This window comes from Kitasatospora brasiliensis (genome assembly GCF_032654805.1).
GTDB lineage: Bacteria > Actinomycetota > Actinomycetes > Streptomycetales > Streptomycetaceae > Kitasatospora > Kitasatospora brasiliensis.
This window is the reverse complement of sequence record NZ_JAUOOW010000004.1, coordinates 289287-308741: the sequence shown is the minus strand read 5'-3', so window position 1 is coordinate 308741 and position 19455 is coordinate 289287. Positions and strand designations below refer to the sequence as shown.

Genomic DNA, 19455 nt, shown 5'->3' with positions numbered 1-19455 from the left:
GTCAGGCCCGGCCCACGAAGGTGAACCCGGCGTCGTCCACCGCACCGCGCACCGCCTCCTCGTCCAGCGGCTGTGCCGAGGCCACGGTGACCCGGCCGCTCGGCGCGTCCGCGCTGACGTCGGTGACGCCGGGCAGGGCGGCGAGCCCGGCGCTGACCGTCCGCTCGCAGTGACCGCAGCTCATGCCGGCGACGGTGAAGGCGGTGGTGAAGGCGGCGGTGAATCCGGCGGAAGTGGACATGGCGGTGCCTCCGATGGCGTTGCGGGTGGGTGCGAAAAGGGTTCGACCCGCACCACCCCACCCGAATCCGGCGCCGGGCCCCAGGGACACGCCGCGCGGGTGACACCATCGAGCGGTTCCGGGAACCGGCCGGGCCACCCGTCCGACAGGAGCCGCGCCGTGACGTCGGACACGCCCTGAACCGGCGCCCCGCCCCGACGCGTCCCTCCGGGTAGAACCCTTCGCCCGACCTGGAGCCCTTCCGCCATGCCCCACCCCCTGGAACCCCACGCGCACCCGGCCCCGACCGGAGCCGGCCGTTGAGGGCACTCGCGCGGCTGCGCCGCCGGAAGCCCCTGCTGGGCGCGCTCGCCGTCGCGCTGGTCGCCGCCCTGACCGCCGGGCTGCTCTGGTGGCAGCCGTGGAGCGACCAGAGCGACCGGCTGGCGTTCACCACCGCGTCCGGCGGCTCCGCCCGCTTCGGCACCGGTGAGCACCTGTACCGCTACAAGGTGCGGGTGGAGAACGGCATCGCGGAGAGCCCGGAGCGGTTCGCCGCCGAGGTGGACGCGATCCTCGGCGACGTCCGGCACGGCTGGGCCGCCGACGGCACGGTCTCGTTCCAGCGGATGGCCGCCGACCCGGTGGACTTCACCGTCTACCTGGCCACCCCGAAGTCCACCGACCGGATCTGCGGCCAGTACGGGCTGGACACCGGCGGCCGGGTGAACTGCGGCGTCACCCACCAGGTGGTCATCAACCTCACGCGCTGGACCGAGCTGTCCGAGTTCTACCTGGGCCGGCCCGAGCTGTACCACGCGCTGGCCGTCAACCACGAGGTCGGCCACATCCTCGGCAACGGCCACGTCGACTGCCCGGGCCCGGGCGCCCCGGCGCCGGTCATGATGCAGCAGATCAAGGGGCTGCACGGCTGCGTCCCCAACGGCCACCCGTACTCGGACGCCGGCACCCTGCTCACCGGCCCGCCCGTCCAGGCCCCCACCAGCGCCCCGTAGCCGATCTCCGCGCCGCGAGGCCCCCCGCCTGTCGGAGCACCCACCCGAAACACGGATAATCCTGGTCGGACCGGACGCAGCCGCACCGCGCGCCCGGTCATGGTCGTGTCCGCAGTCGGTGCCGGTGGAGGAAGAGCGTTGAACGGTGTGACCGGCGGGGAGATCCTGGACTGGCCGGTGCTGCTGGAGGCCGCCGAGGCGGCCGCCCGGGCGACCGCGGGCCGGGGTCGGGTCGCCGACTACATCCCGGCCCTCGCCACCGCCGACCCGGAGGCCTTCGGCATGGCCGTCGCCACCGTGGACGGGGAGCTGTACGGCGTCGGGGACTGGGAGCAGCCGTTCTCCGTCCAGAGCGTCTCGAAGCTGTTCTCGCTCGCCCTCGCGGTGGCCTACGGCGGCGACGCGCTCTGGCAGGGCGTGGGCCGCGAGCCGTCCGGCAACCCGTTCAACTCCCTGGTGCAGCTGGAGACCGAGCACGGCATCCCGCGCAACCCGTTCATCAACGCGGGCGCCCTGGTGGTCACCGACCGCCTCCACACCATGACCGGCGACGCCTCCGGCGCGGTACGGGAGTTCCTGCGCCGCGAGTCCGGCAACCCGACCCTCGACACCGACCGGGTGGTCGCCTCCTCCGAGGCCGAACACGGCCACCGCAACGCCGCGTTGGCCCACTTCATCGCGAGCCACGGCAACCTGGAGAACCCGGTCGAGACCGTCCTGGAGCACTACTACGCGCACTGCGCCATCGCCACCAGCTGCCGTGACCTGGTGCTGGCCGGCTCCTTCCTCGCCCGCTACGGCGTGCGGGCCGACGGCACCCGGCTGATGTCCCGCAGCGAGGCCAAGCGGATCAACGCCGTCCTGCTCACCTGCGGCACCTACGACGCCGCCGGCGAGTTCGCCTTCCGGGTCGGCCTGCCCGGCAAGAGCGGCGTCGGCGGCGGCATCCTCGCGATACTCCCCGGCCGCGCGGCCGTCTGCGCCTGGGGCCCGCGCCTGGACCAGGCCGGCAACTCCGTCGCCGCCGTCGCCGCCCTGGACACCCTGACCACGCTCTCCGGCTGTTCCGTCTTCTGACCGACTCGCAGCGGGCCGACCAGGTTGCCCGCCAGGCGACTTGGCCTTCACAGCGGCGTGAACCACGAGGATCCGGGCCACGCGGCGCCGATCGAACGGCTCCGACGAGCCCGAGCCCAAGGGGCCGTCCAGCCGGAACCGGGCCCCGGCCGTCCGCACAGCGACCGGGACCCGGTGGTTCCAGCGGTGACGGCTACTCCACCGTCACGCTCTTCGCCAGGTTGCGCGGCTTGTCCACGTCCCGTCCGAGGGCGACGGCGGCGTGGTAGGCCAGCAGCTGGAGCGGGATGTTGAGCAGCAGCGGGTCCAGCTCCGGCTCGCTCTTCGGCACCAGGATGAAGTGGTCCGCGAGCTTCTCCTCCGGTCGGCGGTGGCCGACCGCGATGACCCGCCCCGAGCGGGCCTTGATCTCGCCCAGCGTGGTCAGGTTCTTGTCCAGCAGCTCGTCGTCCGGAACCAGTGCCAGGGTGGGCAGTTCGGGGCTGATCAGCGCCAGCGGGCCGTGCTTGAGCTCGCTCGCCGGGTAGGCCTCGGCGTGCACGTAGGAGATCTCCTTGAGCTTCTGCGCGCCTTCGCGGGCCACCGGGAATCCGCGCACCCGGCCGATGAACATCATGCCGGCCGACTCGGCGTACTCGGCGGCGAGTTCGGCGATCGACTCGCTCTGCTCCAGCACCTCGCGGATCTGGTCCGGCAGCGCCTGGAGCGCCGAGACGATCCGGCGCCCGTCGGCGGGCGACAGGTCGTGGATGCGCCCGAAGTGCAGGGCGAGCAGCGCGAAGGCGACCACGGTGGAGGTGAACGCCTTGGTGGAGGCGACCGAGACCTCGGGACCGGCGTGCAGATAGATGCCGCCGTCGCACTCCCGGGCGATCGCGCTGCCCACGGTGTTGACGACGCCGAGCACCCGGCCGCCCTTGCGCTTGATCTCCTGGACGGCGGCCAGCGTGTCGTAGGTCTCGCCGGACTGGCTGACCGCGACGTACAGGGTGTCCGCCTCGATCACCGGGTTGCGGTAGCGGAACTCCGAGGCCGGCTCGCTGTGCGCGGGGATCCGGGCCAGCTCCTCGATCAGCTGCGCGCCCATCTCGCCCGCGTAGTAGGCCGATCCGCAGCCGAGGATCTTCACCCGGCGGATCTCGCGCAGCTCCCGGGCGTCCAGGTTGAGGCCGCCCAGGTGCGCGGTGGCGAAGCGCTCGTCGAGCCGGCCGCTCAGCGTGCGCTCGACCGAGCCGGGCTGCTCGTGGATCTCCTTGAGCAGGAAGTGCTCGTAGCCGCCGGTGTCGTAGGAGTCGACCTCCCAGTCCACGGTGGACGGCTGGCGGTGGGTGGTGCGGGCGTCCTCGGTGAAGGTGCGGAAGCCGTCGGCCCGGACGGTGGCCAGCTCGCCGTCCTCCAGGTGGACGACCTGGCGGGTGTAGCGGACCAGCGCGGAGACGTCCGAGGCGGCGAACATCTCCTTCTCGCCGATGCCCAGCACGATCGGGCTGCCGTTGCGGGCGACCACGATCCGGTCCGGCTGCTCGGCGTCGAGCACCGCGATGCCGTAGGTGCCGACCACCCGGCCGAGCGCGGCGCGCACCGCGTCCTCCAGCTCGACGCCCTCGGCGACGTGCGCGGCGATCAGGTGGGCGAGGACCTCGGTGTCGGTCTCGGAGCGGAACACGGCGCCGTCGGCGGTGAGCTTGGCGCGCAGCTCGTCGGCGTTCTCGATGATGCCGTTGTGGACGACGGCGATCCGCTCGGCGTTGTCCAGGTGCGGGTGCGCGTTGGCGTCGCTGGGCACGCCGTGGGTGGCCCAGCGGGTGTGGCCGATGCCGGTGGTGCCCTTGAACCGGGCCGGCACGGCGGCGGCCAGGTCGGCGACCCGGCCCTTCACCTTGCGGAGCTTGATGCCGCCGCTGCGTCCGGTGACGGCGACGCCGGCCGAGTCGTAGCCGCGGTACTCCAGCCGCGCCAACCCCTCCAGCAGGAAGGGGGTCGCGTCCTTGGGGCCGATGTAGGCCACGATTCCGCACATGCGTGGACTCCTCTGTCGAACGTTGACGAACATGGACGACCGTTTCCGAACACTGCCGAGCAGGGCCGGGCACCATCGGACGGCGCCGAGCGACACCAAGCGGTGTCGATTGGCACCAGAAGCGGTCGGAATCGATCGAGGGCGGTCGAGATCCGCCGAAGGCCGGGGATCGGCGCTCAGCCGTAGACCATCCGCCGCAACTGGCGGGCCGAGAGCTCCGGCGCCGCGACCCGGCGCTGCGGCAGCTCCTCGGCCAGCCGGGCGAAGATCCGCTCGTTGGTCAGACCGCGCGCCTGGAGCTCGGTGTGGCGACGGCGCACGTACTCCTCGGTGCTCTCGGAGAAGTACGCCAGCACCTCGGCCACGACCCGCGCCGCCTCCCGGGGCCCGAGCGGGCTGGTCCGGGTGAGGTGGGCGAGGAGGTCTTCGTGGGGATGGGATGAGCTCGGCACGAACCAGGAGCCTAGGTCGGGCCGCCCGCCGAAGCCAAAGTTTCTGCCCGAAATCGGGCAGACATTACGACTATCAGTCTAGATTCACCCCGCCTTCACATTCGACCGCCGATCACCCACCCGTTCACCCTCGTTCTCGAAAGCCCCTTGAAGCGGCGCCAACTCCGCACGTAGCGTGACCTCCTGAACACGAAGCGGAAGACCGGAGGCTTGCGGATGTGCGGGATCACCGGATGGGTCGCGTTCGAGCGCGACCTCACCGCCGAACGGACCGTCCTGGAGGCGATGACGGCCACCCAGGTCCGCCGCGGCCCGGACGCCGGCGGCGTGCACCTGGAGCCGCACGCCGCGCTCGGCCACCGCCGGCTCGCGGTGATCGACATCGCCGGCGGCACCCAGCCGATGACGGTCGAGCACGACGGCCGGACCTTGGCCGTGCTCACCTACAGCGGCGAGGTCTACAACCACCGCGAGCTGCGCGCGGAACTGGAGGCGGCCGGGCACCGCTTCCGCACCCGCAGCGACACCGAGGTGGTGCTGCACGCCTACCTGGAGTGGGGCGAGCACCTGGCCGAGCGGCTCAACGGCATGTTCGCCTTCGCGATCTGGGACACCCGGCGCGAGGAGCTGCTGCTGATCCGCGACCGGATGGGCGTCAAACCGCTGTACTACCACCGCACCCCGGACGGCGTGGTCTTCGGCTCCGAGGTCAAGGCCCTGCTCGCCCACCCCGCCGTGCGCCCGGTGGTGGACCTGGACGGGCTGCGCGAACTGCTCGGCTACACCCGCACCCCCGGCCTCACGCCCTACCGGGACATCCACGAGGTCCGGCCCGGGCACGTCGTGCGGGTCCGCCGCGAAGGCCTGACGCAGCGCCGCTACTGGGCGCTGGAGGCGCGCGAGCACCGCGACAGCCTGGAGGCCACCGTCGCCACCGTCCGGGCCCTGCTGGAGGACATCGTGCACCGCCAGCTGGAGGCGGACGTGCCGCTGTGCTCGCTGCTCTCCGGTGGCCTGGACTCCAGCGCCGTCACCGCGCTCGCCGCCCGGACGCTGGCCGCCGCCGGAGCCGGGGCGGTGCGCTCCTTCTCCGTCGGCTTCGCCGGCCAGAGCGAGAACTTCCACGCCAGCGACGTCCGGCAGACCCAGGACGGCCCGTACGCCCAGCTGCTCGCCGAGCACGTCGGTGCCGACCACAGCGTGGTCGAACTGGCCGCCGAGGACCTGTCCGACCCGTCCCGGCGCTCCGTCGTGCTGCGCGCCCGCGACCTGCCGAACGGCGTCGGCGACATGGACACCTCGCTGCTGCTGCTCTTCCGGGGCGTGCGCCGGCACTCCACCGTCGCCCTGTCCGGCGAGTCCGCGGACGAGCTGTTCGGCGGCTACCGCTGGTTCCACGACCCGGCCACCATCGCCGTCGACGACTTCCCCTGGGCGCTCGGCCTCACCGGCATCGCCGGCGGCGGAGCCACCCCGCGCGAGCACCTCCTCGACGCCGGGCTGCTCCGCAAGCTCGACCTGGACGGCTACCGCAGGGCCCGCTACCGCGAGGCGATCGCCGAGGTCCCGCACCTGCCCGCGGCCGATCCGCTCGAACGGCGGATGCGCGAGATCTCGTACCTCAACCTGACCCGTTTCGTCTGCATCCTGCTCGACCGCAAGGACCGGATGAGCATGGCCAACGGCCTGGAAGTGCGGGTGCCGTTCTGCGACCACCGGCTGGTCCAGTACGTCTTCAACACCCCGTGGGCGATGAAGTCCTTCGACGGACGGGAGAAGAGCCTGCTGCGCGCCGCCGTCCGGGACGTGCTGCCGGACGCGGTCGCCGACCGGGCGAAGAGCCCGTACCCGGTCACCACCGACCCGCACTACCCGGCGAAGCTGCGCGCCGAGCTCGCCCGGCTCGCCGTCGAGCGCACCTCCCCGGCGCTGGAGCTGCTCGACCGGCGGCGCCTGGCCGACGCGCTCGCCCCGGACACCGACCCGCAGTCCGTCCGGCTGGCCGTCGACCTCGCGCTGGACTTCGACGCCTGGCTGACGGAGTACCGGGTGACGCTGGAGCTGTGAGGGGCCCGGACCGCCGGTGCCGTCACCCGAACGGTGCAAGGTCCGGCGCCCGAACGCGCCTACTCCGTCCGGGTGATTGCGCGGAACCATCCCGCCGATCCGGGAGGTCTCCCGGGTGCGATAGCGTCGCCGACATCTCTCGAATGGCGGACGAATTCGCGGAATTCCGCTCACGTACCGTCAGGATGAGAGACACAACGTTCACCTCGATCCGCCGGGGGATCCGCTCATGCAGCCGCGAGTCTTCGCGATTCTCACCGCCCTGCTCCTGGGCGTCCTGGGCCTGGGGTCAGTGGCCGTCACCGACTGGTCGCCCGCGGCGGCCACCGCCGACCAGGGCCCCGGGGCCCCCGCCGCCCGGCAGGCCGCGGCCGGCGTCGGCACCGCCGGCGCCACCCCGAGCGGCGACCCGGCGGTGTGGACCCGCTCCACGCTGCGCAACAAGCTGATGGCCGAGATGGACGCCACCGACCCCGGCGTCGCCCTGGCCGACCTCGACAGGATCACCAAGGAGAAGCCGTACACCGTGCGCTTCTGCCACCCGATCGCGCACGAGCTCGGCCACTCCGCGGTCAAGCGGTTCAACGCCGACTTCCAGAAGGTCATCTCCTTCCCGCACGAGACCTGCGCGGCCGGCTACCTGCACGGCGCGGTCGAGGAGATGCTCAACGCCTCCCCTCAGCCCGAGACGGACCTGCTCAAGCTCTGCGCCCCCAAGAACACCGGCCCCTGCATCCACGGCGTCGGCCACGGCACGATGTTCGTGGTCAAGCAGGACGTCGCCAAGGCGCGCGACCTGTGCAACAAGTTCCCCACCGACCAGAACAGGATCCGCTGCTCCGAGGGCCTGTTCATGCAGCTCTTCGGCCCGGACGAGGAGGACGAGCAGGCCAAGGCGAACCTGCCCGCCGACAAGCTCGCCCAGGACCCGCTCTACCCCTGCAAGGACCAGCCGTCCCTGTTCCAGTCCGCCTGCTTCTTCTACGCCCCGACCTTCTACCTGTCCTCGCACGACTACCCCAACCACCCCGAGGTCTACGCCGAGGCCCTCAAGTGGTGCCTCAACGGCAAGGCCGGCGGCGGGGCGGTGGACTGCAGCCGCGGTGTCGGCTCGCGCACCATGAAGTACAACCTGGACCGCGAGGACTGGGCCGCCCAGCAGTGCGCCACCGCCGCCGACGGCTGGCAGCGCAAGGCCTGCGCCGAGGGCCTGGTCAGCTACTACACGGTCAACTACACCGACGGCGGCGCGGCCGGACGACTCTGCGGCAAGATCACCAGCCCGGAGATGCAGGGCTACTGCCGCTCGGCGAGCGGTCTGTCCAGCTCACTGGACTGACGCCGCAGTCTCGGCATGAGGGCCCGCGCCGCACGGCGCGGGCCCTTTTGCATACGATCACCTCTCCGTAAGATCACCGGACCACGGTGCGCCGAGGACGCCGCGCCCACCTCCCCCGGCCTCCCTGGAGCACGCCATGACCACCGAGGACTTCCCCGGCGCCGATTTCCGCAGTGCCGCCCACGCCACCGCCGACCTGGTCGCCGACTACCTCGCCGACCTGCCCGGGCGCCCCGTCTGGCAGCCCATGGACGACACCGCCCGCCGGGCCCTGCTCGACGCCCCGCTGCCCGCCGAGGGCCGCCCGCTGGACGAGCTGATCGACGCCATCGGGCGCGACGTCCTCCCGTACCCGATGGGCAACGGCAACCCGCGCTTCTTCGGCTGGGTGAACTCCGCCCCCGCCCCCGCCGGGGTGCTCGCCACTCTCGCCGCCTCCGCGATGAACCCCAGCTCGGCCGGCGGCGACCACGCCGACATCCACCTGGAGCGCGCCGTGGTCCGCTGGATAGCCGAGCTGGTCGGCTTCCCGCACCCGGCCGGCGGCGGCCTGCTCACCTCCGGCACCTCGATGGCGACCATCGTCTGCCTCGCCGCCGCCCGCAACCGCGCCGCCCGCCGGGCGGGCCGGGACGTCCGCGAGGACGGCCTGGCCGGCCTGCCGCCACTGGTCGGCTACGTCACCGGCGAGACTCACTCCTGCGTCCGCAAGGCCGCCGAACTCCTCGGCCTCGGCAGCCGGCACCTGCGCACCGTCGCCACCGGCCCCGACGGCCGGCTGGACATCGCCGACCTGCGGGCGGCCGTCGAGCGCGACCGCGCGGCCGGGCTGCTGCCCTTCCTGGTGGTCGCCTCGGCCGGCACCGTCGGCGCCGGCGCGGTGGACGAGTTCGGCCCGATCGCCGACCTGTGCGAGGAGCAGTGCCTCTGGCTGCACGTGGACGGCGCGTACGGCGCCTTCGGCCGGCTGGACCCGGCCATCGCCCACCGCTACGCCGGTCTGGAGCGCGCCGACTCGCTCGCCCTCGACCCGCACAAGTGGCTCGGCGTCCCGGTCGACTGCGGCTGCGCGCTGGTCCGCGACACCGAGGAGCTGCGCGGCACCTTCAGCCTCGTCCCGTCCTACCTGCGCGACGAGTCGGCCGGCGCGCTCGGCTGGTTCTCCGAGTACGGCACCGAGCAGACCCGCCCCTTCCGCGCCCTCAAGGCCTGGGCCACCATCGCCCACAAGGGCCGCGCCGGCCTCAGCCAGGACATCGCCCACTGCACCGCACTGGCCCGCCGCCTCGGCGAACTCGTCGAAGCGGACGGGGAGTTGGAGTTGCTCGCCGAGGTGCAGACCTCGATCGTGGCGTTCCGCCACCGCGCCCCGGGCCGGGACGAGGCCACCCGCGACGCGCTCAACCGCGACCTCCCCGTCGCCGTCCAGCGGCGCGGCCGGGTCTTCGTCACCGGCGCCCGCCTCGGCACCGCCGAGATGCTCCGCGCCTGCCTGCTCAACGCCGCCACCACCGAGGACGACCTGCGCCTGCTGCTCGCCGAGGTCAAGGCGGCGGCCGCCGAACTGCTCGGCTAGCGGGGCCGGCTGCTCAGTCCCCGGCCGCCGTCCGGCCCACCGCCCGGATGGCGGCGGCCAGTTCGCGCACCCCGTGCTCCTTCAGCACCCCGTAGTGGTCCCCGGCCAGCTCGACCACGGTGGGCGCCTCGGCCGAGTAGCCGCTGCGGCCCTCGATGAAGGAGTAGTCGTCGCCGGTGGCCTTGAAGACGGTGACCGGGGCGTCCAGCCGCCGTTCGGCGAGTTCGCGGAAGGTGTAGTCGAACTCGTAGGTTCCGCCGACGATCCGGGCGATCCGCCGGATCAGCTCCTCGTCCAGCTCCGGCAGCGTCCGGTGCACCGAGGCGACGAAGCTCGCCTCGTCCGCCGTCTCGGCCAGGCAGCGCTCCAGCTCGGGGCCGCTGATCGTGCCGGCGAACACCGAGAAGAGGATGGTCACGTACGCGGGGTTGGCGTACGAGGACTCACGGCCGTACCGCCGCCCGTCGGCCTGGCGGACCTTCGGGTTGCCGGGACAGATCAGCAGCAGCTCGGCCACCCGCTGCCCGGCCTGCTCCAGTTGCCAGGCGGCTTCGAAGGCGACCCGGGCGCCGAAGGAGTAGCCCCACAGGGTGTACGGGCCCTCGGGCTGCACCCGCCGCAGTTCGGCGAGGTCGGCGGCGGCCGTCTCCCGGATGGTGGGGTACGGCGTCTCGCCCGGGTTGATGCCGTGGGCCTGGACGCCGTAGAAGGCGCGGCCGTCGGCGGCCTCCCGGCCGAGCAGGCGCAGGTTCATCGGGTAGCCGCCCAGGCCGGGCCAGCAGAACACCGGCCGCTCCGGAGCCCCCGGCCGCAGCGGGACCAGCCGGGAGGCCGGCCGCTCGCCGGCGCCGGAGATCCGGGCCGCCAGGTCGCCCAGCCGGGGGCATTCGAACACCACCTGGAGCGGCAGCGAGGTCCCGAACTCCCGGTTGATCCGGTTCACCAGGGCGACGGCGATCAGCGAGTTCCCGCCGACGGCGAAGAACTCGTCCGTCACCGACACGTCCTGGTACTTCAGCGCCTGCCCCCAGGCCTCGGCCAGCCACCGCTCGTGCTCGGTGGCCGGGGCGACGTACTCACCGCGCACCTCGGCCGTGCGGACGGCCTCGGAGGCGGCCAGCGCCTTGAGGTCCACCTTGCCGTTCGCGGTGAGCGGCAGGGCGTCCATCACCAGCACCCGGTTGGGCAGCATGTAGTCGGGCAGCAGGTTGGCCAGTTCGTCCTTGATGATCTCGGCCGGGCCCTTCATGTGGACGGTGTCCTCGCGCATGCCCTCGCTGCGGATCTGCTCCTCGCTGACCTTGCCGCCGAGGAAGAAGTACGACGGGCCGGGGGTGATGCCATGGCCGGCCAGGATCTCGTCGATGCGGCGCGAAGCGGGCAGCGGGTGGCCGGACTTGGAGCTGTAGCCGGAGGACATGAAGCCCAGGGCCAGGCCGTTGCGCTGAAGTCGGTGCAGCACCGTGCCGAGCTCGACGTACTCCAGCCACCGCTCCTCGGCGCGGCTGACGGCGGTGATGCCGAACGCGGCCCGGGCGTAGACGGCCTGGTTGATCGCGATCACGTGCCGCGGCTCCACCACCTCGTCCGCGAGGTGCGTCAACTCGCCCTCGGCGTACCGGTAGAGGCCGCCCGGCAGGCCCTCCACCCGGCCTTCGTGGGCCTGGACGTACAGTTCGGTGTGCTCCGGCCGCGCCGCGCCGCCGGCCCGGACGACGGCGAAGGCGCCCAGGTAGTGGTCCTCCTCGGCGACGTCCAGCCGGTCCCGGACGGCCGGGTCCAGGCCGAGCGGGCGCACGTCCAGCCCGTACTCGGGCAGCACCTCCTCCAGGACGCCCAGCATGTGGCCGGTCTCGAACTCCAGCACCTCGCGGATGTTGTTCTTGTAGACCGGCTCGATGGCGCCGTGCTTCCCGGAGAAGTGCAGCGTCAGGTAGGCCTCGGCGCGGGGCTCGGCGGGCCCGATCCGGACCAGGGCGTGCTCGACCGGGTGGTAGTAGTACAGCCCGGCCGCGAGCCCGTCCAGGCCGCCGGTCTCCAGGTACAGCTGGGTCGCGTACAGGGCGCCGGGCGAGGCGTAGGAGTACTTGGGCAGCAGCCGCTCCTCGCTGTGGAACTGGCCGAACCACCGTAGGACACGGCCGAGTTCGGGGAAGCTCAGCAGCTCCAGGCCGCGACCGAAGGCGGCGGCCCGGCGCGGCGCGAGCAGCGCGGTGAGGTCCGCCCCGGTGACGGCGCCGCCGTCGTAGAAGCGGTACGTCTTGCGGGCGAAGGTCTCCCGGCGCTGGGCCTCGGTCTCCTTCCGGCCGGGCAGGGCGACCCGCTCGCGACCGGCCAGCCGGGCCGGCTCGCGCAGGCCCGGGTCGGACAGCTGGGCCTTGACCTGGAGCTTGCTGGCCTTGGACTGGTGGTGTCCGCCGTGGTTGCCCTGGTCCATCAGGGCCGCTTCGCGCGGGTTGAGTTCGACGCAGGCGACCAGGTTGGGGTGCCCGGTGCGGTCGTCGGCGGTGACGACGGCGGCCGAGCGGCGCACCCAGGTGTGTTCCTCGATCGCGCGGGCGATCTCGTCCAGCTCGACCCGGTAGCCGCGCAGCTTGACCTGGTTGTCCACTCGGCCGGCGAACTGGAGGGTGCCGTCCGGGTTCCACCGCACCAGGTCGCCGGTGCGGTACAGCCGCTCGTCGGTGGCGAACGGGGAGCGGACGAACCGCTCCGCGGTCAGCTCCGGCCGGTTCAGGTAGCCGCGGGCCAGCTGGACGCCGCCGATGTACAGCTCGCCGACGCCGTCGGCGGCGACCGGCACCAGTTCCTCGTCCAGGACGTAGCACTGGGTGTCGGCCACCGGTCGGCCGATCGGCACCGAACCCGCGCCGTCCGCCGGATCGTCCGGCTCCTCCGGGTCGACCAGGTGCCAGGTGGCGTTGATGGTGCACTCGGTCGGGCCGTACAGATTGACCAGCGCGGCCTGCGGCAGGGCCCGTCCCAGGTCGCGGGCGAGCCGCCGGGAGAGCGCCTCGCCGCCGGAGAACACCCTGGTCAGCCCGGTGCAGTCGGCGAATCCCTCGGTGTCCAGCAGCGCCCGCAGCAGGGTCGGCACGCACTGGAGCGCGGTCACCCCGTGCCGCCGCACGGCTCCGACCAGCGCCTCCGGGTCGCGGTAGAGGCCGGGCGTGCCGGCCGCCACCCGGGCGCCGACGGCCGGGGCGAGGATCTCCCACTGCGCGGCGTCGAAGCTCATCGGGGTCTTCTGGAGCACGGTGACCTCGGGGCCGAGGTGCCCGGCGTCGCGCATCCAGCGCAGCTGGGAGACCACCGAGCGGTGCTCGATCATCACGCCCTTGGGGCGGCCGGTGCTGCCCGAGGTGTAGATCACGTAGGCCAGCGACCGCGGCTCGACGTCCTCTTCGCCGGCCGCGTCCGGCAGCGGCCGGGCGTCCTCGAAGGTGACGACCTCGGTCCCGGCCGGGACCAGCGCGGCCAGCCGCTCGCGCAGGTGCGCCTGGGTGAGCACGATCCGGGTGCCGCTGTCCTCGATCATGTAGCGGAGCCGGTCCTCGGGGTACTCGGGCGACAGCGGCAGGTAGCCGGCCCCGGCGTACAGGACGCCCCAGGCCCCGGCGACCAGCTCGACGGACGGTTCGACGTACAGGCCGACGCTGCCGTCCGGGCCGGCGCCCAGGCCGCGCAGCCGCGCGGCCAGCCGGCGGGCGGTCCCGGTCAGCTGCCGGAAGGTGAGGCCGCCGCCCTCGCCGAGGACGGCCGGGGAGTCGGGCCGGGTGCGCGCCTGCCGGTCGAGCAGACCGGTGAGCGCGATGCCGACCGGGGCGCGGCGGGCGTGCGGGACGGCGGGGGTGACGGTGTCGGCGGTGGAGGCGGTGTCGGCGGTGGAGGCGGAGGGGGTGTTGCGCATGGTGAAGGCTTTCGGTGCGTGGACGTAAGGGCCCGGCCTCCTGTTCGCCAGGAGCACCGGGAACGTCATCCACCGTCGGCCGCCCGCCGTCCCGTCCGCCTGAGGCACCGGTCGTGAACCGCGCCGATGGCGTCCCGGTCGCCGAACCCGGCGTCCCGGGCCGGGAACCCCCTTGTCCCACCCCGGTCCCACCCCGCCCGGCCGCACCCCCCGGGCATTCGCCCGTTCACGATCACGTAACCGAACGGAAGCGCACCGTCGGTAGCGTCGGCGCCATGAAGGCATCGCGCACACGCCCCGCACGGCTCCGCCACCGGCCCGTCCACTGGTCCGCCCGCGGGTGCGCGGTGCCCGGGGGCCAGGCCGCCCGGCCCCACCGGCCCGCCGACCCGGTGGCCGACCGCGCCGACGACCTGGGGTCCGACGGGTCGTCCCGGCTGTCGCTGCCGGACGGGCGGGAGCTGCTGCTGCGCCCGGCCGGGCCGGGCGACCGGGCGGCGGCCCTGGCGATGCACCGCCGCTGCTCCCCCGCCACGCTGCGGCTGCGCTACCACGGCCCGGTGCGCGACGCCGACCGCTACCTGGACCACCTGCTGGACCCCCGCCACGGCCACAGCCTCGCGGTGAGCGCCCCGGACGGGCGGATCGTCGCGCTCGGGCACCTGATGTGGGACGACGGCGAGGCCGAACTGGCCGTCCTGGTCGAGGACGCCTGGCAGCGCCACGGGCTGGGCCCGGCGCTGCTGCGGCGGCTGTCGGCGGCGGCCTTGGCGGCCGGCGTCCGCACGGTGTACGCGGTGACCCACGGCGGCAACACCGGGCTGATCGCCGCGATGCGCCGACTGGACGCGCCGCTGGACTTCCACGCCGAGGACGGCACCGTAGTGATCACCGCCACGCTGGCCGCCGGTGACCCGGCCCGCTGCGGCCACCGTCCGGGCCGCTGATCATTTCTTCACCAGACCCTTACGACGGCCGCTCGGGGAACCCGGTGACCCCGGTGGTCGTCCTGAACTAGCGAGCGGCCCCTCCGTACACCGCCCTCCTCGACCGGCTGCCGACGACGCCCACGAACGCGTCGCAGCAGGCGGCGTGGGGTCCGGATCATCCGGACGGGCGATGGAGTCGGTAGGCTGATCCCCGTCCCCGCCGCCCGACGGCCCGTTATCCGGCCCCGGGTGGTGCCGCAGCAAGGAGGAACCACTGAGCATGGCAGGCACCGAATCGGAGCCCACAGGCGCACGCGACGCCTCGCTGCCGGCCCGCGCCAAGATCGCGGTCACGGCCGGCAAGGTCGCCGCCGCCGTGTCGCGCAAGGCCGGACGCGGGAGCGGCTCGGTGATCGGCGGCAAGGTCGCCCTCAGGCTCGACCCCGACCTGCTCGCCACCCTCGCCGACCACCTCGACGTCGTCCTGGTCAGCGCGACCAACGGCAAGACCACCACCACCCGCCTGATCGCCGAGGCGCTGCGCGCCGCCGGCCCGGTGGTCTCCAACGCCCTGGGCGCCAACATGCCGGCCGGCATCACCTCCGCCCTGGCCGGCGGCACGGACGCCCGCTTCGGCGTGATCGAGGTCGACGAGAAGTACCTGGCGACGGTCGCCCGCGACACCCGCCCCAAGGCGATCGCCCTGCTCAACCTCTCCCGCGACCAGCTCGACCGCGCCGCCGAGACCCGGATGATGGCCGAGAAGTGGCGCGAGGGCCTCCAGAACACCGAGGCCGTGGTCATCGCCAACGCGGACGACCCGCTGGTGACCTGGGCCGCCTCCTCCTGCAAGAAGGTGGTCTGGGTGGCCGCCGGACAGGCCTGGAAGGAGGACGCCTGGTCCTGCCCCGCCTGCGGCGGTGTGATGCAGCGACCCGGCGACGACTGGTTCTGCCAGGACTGCGGCTTCCGCCGGCCCAACCCGCACTGGGCGCTCCAGGGCACCCACGTGATCGACCCGCAGCGCGGCGCCTGGCCGATCCAGCTCCAGCTGCCCGGCCGGGCCAACCTGGCCAACGCCACCAGCTCGGCCGCCGTCGCCGCCGTGTTCGGCGTCTCCCCCCAGGTCGCCCTGGACCGGATGCGCTCGGTCACCGCCGTGGCCGGCCGCTACGACGTGGTCCAGTACCAGGGCCGGGACATCCGCCTGCTGCTGGCCAAGAACCCGGCCGGCTGGCTGGAGACCTTCTCCCTGATCGACGGCCCGCCCGCCCCGGTGATCCTCTCCGTCAACGCCCTCGACGCCGACGGCACCGACACCTCCTGGCTGTGGGACGTCGACTACGAGCGCCTCGCCGGGCACCCGGTCTTCGTGATGGGCCAGCGCAAGCTGGACCTGGCCGTCCGCCTGGAGGTCGCCGGGCTCCAGTTCCACGTGGTGGACACCCTGGAGCAGGCCGTCCGGATGGCCCCGCCCGGCCGGATCGAGGCCATCGCCAACTACACCGCCTTCCAGCAGCTGCGGAAGGTCGTGGCCGGCTGATGCCGCGCCCGCACACCAGTCTTTACGTGACGGAAGGCCTTCGAGGATGAGTGAGAGCAGCCTGCGCGTGGTCTGGGTCTACCCGGACCTGCTCAGCACCTACGGCGACCGGGGCAACGCCCTGGTCGTGGAGCGCCGGGCCCGCCAGCGCCACCTCAACGTGACCCGGATCGACGTCCGCTCCGACCAGGCGATCCCCACCAGCGGGGACATCTACCTGATCGGCGGCGGCGAGGACCGCCCGCAGCGCCTGGCCGCCGAGCGGCTGCGCGCCGACACCGGGCTGGTCCGCGCTTCCGAGAACGGCGCGATCATCTTCGGAGTCTGCGCCGGTTTCCAGATCATGGGCCACGAGTTCATCAACGACCTCGGTGAACGCGAGCCCGGCCTGGGCCTGCTCGACGTCTGGACCACCCGCGGCGAGGGCGCCCGCTGCGTCGGCGACGTGCTCGCCGACGTCGACCCGCGCCTCGGCCTGCCGCAGCTCACCGGCTTCGAGAACCACCAGGGCGTCACCCACCTCGGCCAGGGCGTGCAGCCCTTCGCCAACGTCAGCGTCGGCCGGGGCAACGGCACCGGTGACGGCACCGAGGGCGCCTGGCGGGACACCGTGTTCGGCACCTACCTGCACGGCCCGGTGCTGGCGCGCAACCCCGCGGTGGCCGACATGCTGCTGAAGCTCGCGCTGGACGTCAGCGCGCTGCCGCCGGCCGACACCACCTGGTACGACGCGCTGCGCGCCGAGCGCATCGCGGCCGCGACGCGTCCCCAGTAGTACGCCGGTCCGTCCCGGCCGGGTGCCCGCCATGCGGTCACCCGGCCCGCGGCGGCCCCGGACGTACCACAATGGGGCTGCCTACTGCACACCCTCCTCGGCAGCAGGCTTGCACTTCCACGCGGGGGCGCCGAAGGCGCCGCTCCCGCGTCGGCTCCTGCCCGGCCGGACCAGGGGCCGTATGCTCGACTTCACGGCCGTTTTCGGGCGTTCCGTCCGGATCGGCCGGTCCTTCACCCCACGGCCGACTCCCCGCCACCGCGGCGTGGGAGCGCCGTGTCACGGTGACGGCTCGTCGTCCCAGCCTGTAGTCCGGCCGTTCCTCGGTTCTGCTCGGGAGTTGCAAAGCTAATGCGTATCGGAGTGCTGACCAGCGGCGGTGACTGCCCCGGCCTGAACGCGGTGATCCGTTCCGTGGTCCACCGGGGGGTGGTCGACCACGGCGACGAGATCATCGGGTTCGAGGACGGGTGGCGCGGATTCCTGGAGGGCCACCACCGCCCCCTGACCCTGGACTCGGTGAGCGGCATCCTGGCCCAGGGTGGCACCATCCTCGGTTCCTCCCGGGTCCAGCCCAGCCACCTGCGGGACGGTGTCGAGCGGGCCAAGAAGTACTGCTCCGACCTCGGCCTGGACGCCGTCATCCCGATCGGCGGCGAGGGCACCCTGAAGGCCGCCAAGCTGATGAGCGACGCGGGCCTGCCGATCGTCGGCGTGCCGAAGACCATCGACAACGACATCGCCGCCACCGACGTGACCTTCGGCTTCGACACCGCCGTCTCGGTCGCCACCGAGGCGCTGGACCGGCTGAAGACCACCGCCGAATCCCACCAGCGGGTCATGGTCGTCGAGGTCATGGGCCGGCACACCGGCTGGATCGCCCTGAACGCGGGCATGGCGGCCGGCGCGCACGCCATCGTCGTGCCGGAGCGCCCGTTCCACATCGACAAGCTCACCGACGTCGTCCGGGAGCGCTTCGACCGGCAGAAGAAGTTCGCCATCGTGGTCTGCGCCGAAGGCGCCAAGCCCGAGCCCGGCACCATGCACTGGGAAGAGGGCAGCAAGGACATCTACGGCCACGAGCGGTTCACCGGCATCGCCACCCAGCTCTCCCGCGAGCTGGAGCACCGCCTCGGCAAGGAGGCCCGCCCGGTCATCCTCGGCCACACCCAGCGCGGCGGCACCCCGACCGCCTACGACCGGGTGCTCGCCACTCGCTTCGGCTGGCACGCCGTCGAGGCCGTCCACAAGGGCGCCTTCGGCCACATCACCGCCCTCCAGGGCACCAACATCAACCTGGTGCCGCTGGCGGAGGCCGTCGCCGAGCTGAAGACCGTCCCCCAGGAGCGCTACCTGGAGGCCGAGACGGTCATCTGACCGCCCGCCCGAAGGCCCCCGGACCGAGGTCCGGGGGCCTTTCCGCGCCCGGGAAGCGCCCCGGCGCGGCCCCCGCTAGTTTGGCCGCAGGAGCCGACTGGAGGGACCGGGCATGGAGATCCTCGCGTACGGAGTGCAGGCCGACGAGCGGCCGCTGCTGGAGAAGGCCTTCACCGGCCGGCACGAACTGCGCTGCCTGGACCTGACCCTCAACCGCGACACCGCCCCGCTGGCCGCCGGCTACCCGGCCGTCAGCAGCAGCGTCAACGCCGTCCTGGACGCCGAAACGCTCACGGCCCTGGCGGCCGGCGGCACCAAGCTGATCGCCCAGCGCTCCACCGGCTTCAACAACATCGACCTGGACGCCGCCGCCGACCTCGGCCTCACCATCGCCCGCGTCTCCCAGTACAGCCCGTACGCCGTGGCCGAGCACGCCTGGACGCTGGCGCTGGCCGTCAACCGCCGGCTCACCCGGGCCGCCACCCGCTCCCGGGAGTTCGACTTCCGGCTCGACGGCCTGCTCGGCCGGGACATCCACGGCATGACCGTCGGCGTGATCGGTACCGGCAAGATCGGCGAATGCTTCGCCCGGATCGCGGCCGGCTTCGGCACCGAACTCCTCGGCTGGGACATCGCCCCCAACCCGGCCTGCCAGGAGCTCGGCATGACGTACACCGAACTGCCCGAACTCCTCACCCACGCCGACCTGGTGAGCCTGCACGTGCCCCTGCTGCCGTCCACCCACCACCTCATCGACGGGGCCGCCCTCGCCCGGATGAAGGACGACGCCATCCTCATCAACTCCAGCCGCGGCGGCCTCATCGACAGCGCCGCCCTGGTCCAGACCCTGCGCACCGGCCGCCTCTCCGGCGTCGGCCTCGACGTCTACGAGGAGGAGACCGGCGTCTTCTTCACCGACCGCTCCATCCACGGCATCACCGACGACACCCTCGCCCGCCTCGTCACCTTCCCGCAGGTTTTGGTCACCAGCCACCAGGCCTACTTCACCCACACGGCCGTCGGCCAGATCATCGACGCCACCGCCCGCAACATCGACGACTTCGCCGCCGGCCGCCGCAACGAAAACACCCTCGTCCCCAAGAACTGACGCACGAGCCGCATCCCGGCACACCGGTTCCGACAGGTTCCCGGCG

At 73.0% G+C, this 19455-nt stretch carries 14 protein-coding genes; 10 read left to right on the top strand and 4 right to left on the bottom strand.

Annotation, left to right across the window (positions count from 1 at the left end):
- Position 1: 1 nt before the first annotated feature.
- Complete coding sequence (locus tag QWJ13_RS17505) at positions 2-241, bottom strand: heavy-metal-associated domain-containing protein (RefSeq protein ID WP_316525503.1); 240 nt, start codon at positions 239-241, stop codon at positions 2-4.
- Positions 242-540: 299 nt separating this feature from the next.
- Here QWJ13_RS17505 and QWJ13_RS17500 point away from each other — a divergent pair, with 299 nt between their 5' ends.
- Together QWJ13_RS17500 and QWJ13_RS17495 are read left to right on the top strand one after the other, a co-directional pair.
- Positions 541-1236 (top strand): DUF3152 domain-containing protein, encoded by a 696-nt coding sequence (locus tag QWJ13_RS17500; protein ID WP_316525502.1) that lies wholly within the window; start codon positions 541-543, stop codon positions 1234-1236.
- A gap of 165 nt (positions 1237-1401) precedes the next feature.
- Positions 1402-2313 (top strand): glutaminase, encoded by a 912-nt coding sequence (locus tag QWJ13_RS17495; RefSeq protein WP_316526005.1) that lies wholly within the window; start codon positions 1402-1404, stop codon positions 2311-2313.
- A gap of 193 nt (positions 2314-2506) precedes the next feature.
- Here the strand turns inward: QWJ13_RS17495 and glmS are convergent, their stop codons facing one another.
- Positions 2507-4333, bottom strand: coding sequence for a glutamine--fructose-6-phosphate transaminase (isomerizing) (gene glmS, locus QWJ13_RS17490; protein WP_316525500.1), 1827 nt, complete (start codon positions 4331-4333; stop codon positions 2507-2509).
- Positions 4334-4509: 176 nt separating this feature from the next.
- On the bottom strand, positions 4510-4785 hold the full coding sequence (locus tag QWJ13_RS17485; protein ID WP_316525499.1) for a hypothetical protein: 276 nt from the start codon (positions 4783-4785) through the stop codon (positions 4510-4512).
- Between the two features lie 216 nt (positions 4786-5001).
- Here QWJ13_RS17485 and asnB point away from each other — a divergent pair, with 216 nt between their 5' ends.
- The 3 genes from asnB to QWJ13_RS17470 all read left to right on the top strand — a co-directional run bounded on the left by asnB (position 5002) and on the right by QWJ13_RS17470 (position 9767).
- Positions 5002-6852 carry an asparagine synthase (glutamine-hydrolyzing) gene (gene asnB, locus QWJ13_RS17480; RefSeq protein ID WP_316525498.1) on the top strand — a complete coding sequence of 617 codons (1851 nt, stop codon included), beginning with the start codon at positions 5002-5004 and terminating at the stop codon, positions 6850-6852.
- Between the two features lie 229 nt (positions 6853-7081).
- Entirely contained in the window at positions 7082-8191 is a 1110-nt protein-coding gene (locus tag QWJ13_RS17475) for a hypothetical protein (protein WP_316525497.1), read from the top strand.
- Between the two features lie 136 nt (positions 8192-8327).
- Positions 8328-9767 (top strand): pyridoxal phosphate-dependent decarboxylase family protein, encoded by a 1440-nt coding sequence (locus tag QWJ13_RS17470; protein WP_316525496.1) that lies wholly within the window; start codon positions 8328-8330, stop codon positions 9765-9767.
- 13 nt (positions 9768-9780) lie between these two features.
- On the opposite strand, the gene QWJ13_RS17465 is transcribed toward QWJ13_RS17470, so the two are convergent.
- Positions 9781-13677, bottom strand: coding sequence for a non-ribosomal peptide synthetase family protein (locus tag QWJ13_RS17465; RefSeq protein ID WP_316525495.1), 3897 nt, complete (start codon positions 13675-13677; stop codon positions 9781-9783).
- Between the two features lie 275 nt (positions 13678-13952).
- On the opposite strand from QWJ13_RS17465, the gene QWJ13_RS17460 reads away from it, so the two are divergent.
- The 5 genes from QWJ13_RS17460 (at position 13953) to QWJ13_RS17440 (ending at position 19409) form a co-directional block, all read left to right on the top strand.
- The gene (locus QWJ13_RS17460; protein WP_316525494.1) at positions 13953-14624 is read left to right on the top strand and encodes a GNAT family N-acetyltransferase; all 672 of its coding nucleotides are present in this window, start codon (positions 13953-13955) and stop codon (positions 14622-14624) included.
- A gap of 262 nt (positions 14625-14886) precedes the next feature.
- Positions 14887-16149: a MurT ligase domain-containing protein gene (locus tag QWJ13_RS17455; protein WP_316525492.1), complete on the top strand. Its 1263-nt coding sequence runs from the start codon at positions 14887-14889 to the stop codon at positions 16147-16149.
- A gap of 46 nt (positions 16150-16195) precedes the next feature.
- Positions 16196-16924, top strand: a complete 729-nt coding sequence (locus tag QWJ13_RS17450; RefSeq protein WP_316525491.1) for a type 1 glutamine amidotransferase — start codon at positions 16196-16198, stop codon at positions 16922-16924.
- Between the two features lie 351 nt (positions 16925-17275).
- The gene (locus tag QWJ13_RS17445; protein WP_316525490.1) at positions 17276-18301 is read left to right on the top strand and encodes a 6-phosphofructokinase; all 1026 of its coding nucleotides are present in this window, start codon (positions 17276-17278) and stop codon (positions 18299-18301) included.
- Between the two features lie 112 nt (positions 18302-18413).
- A complete protein-coding gene (locus QWJ13_RS17440) occupies positions 18414-19409 on the top strand; it encodes a 2-hydroxyacid dehydrogenase (RefSeq protein ID WP_316525489.1) in 996 nt (331 codons plus the stop codon).
- Positions 19410-19455 lie beyond the last annotated feature (46 nt).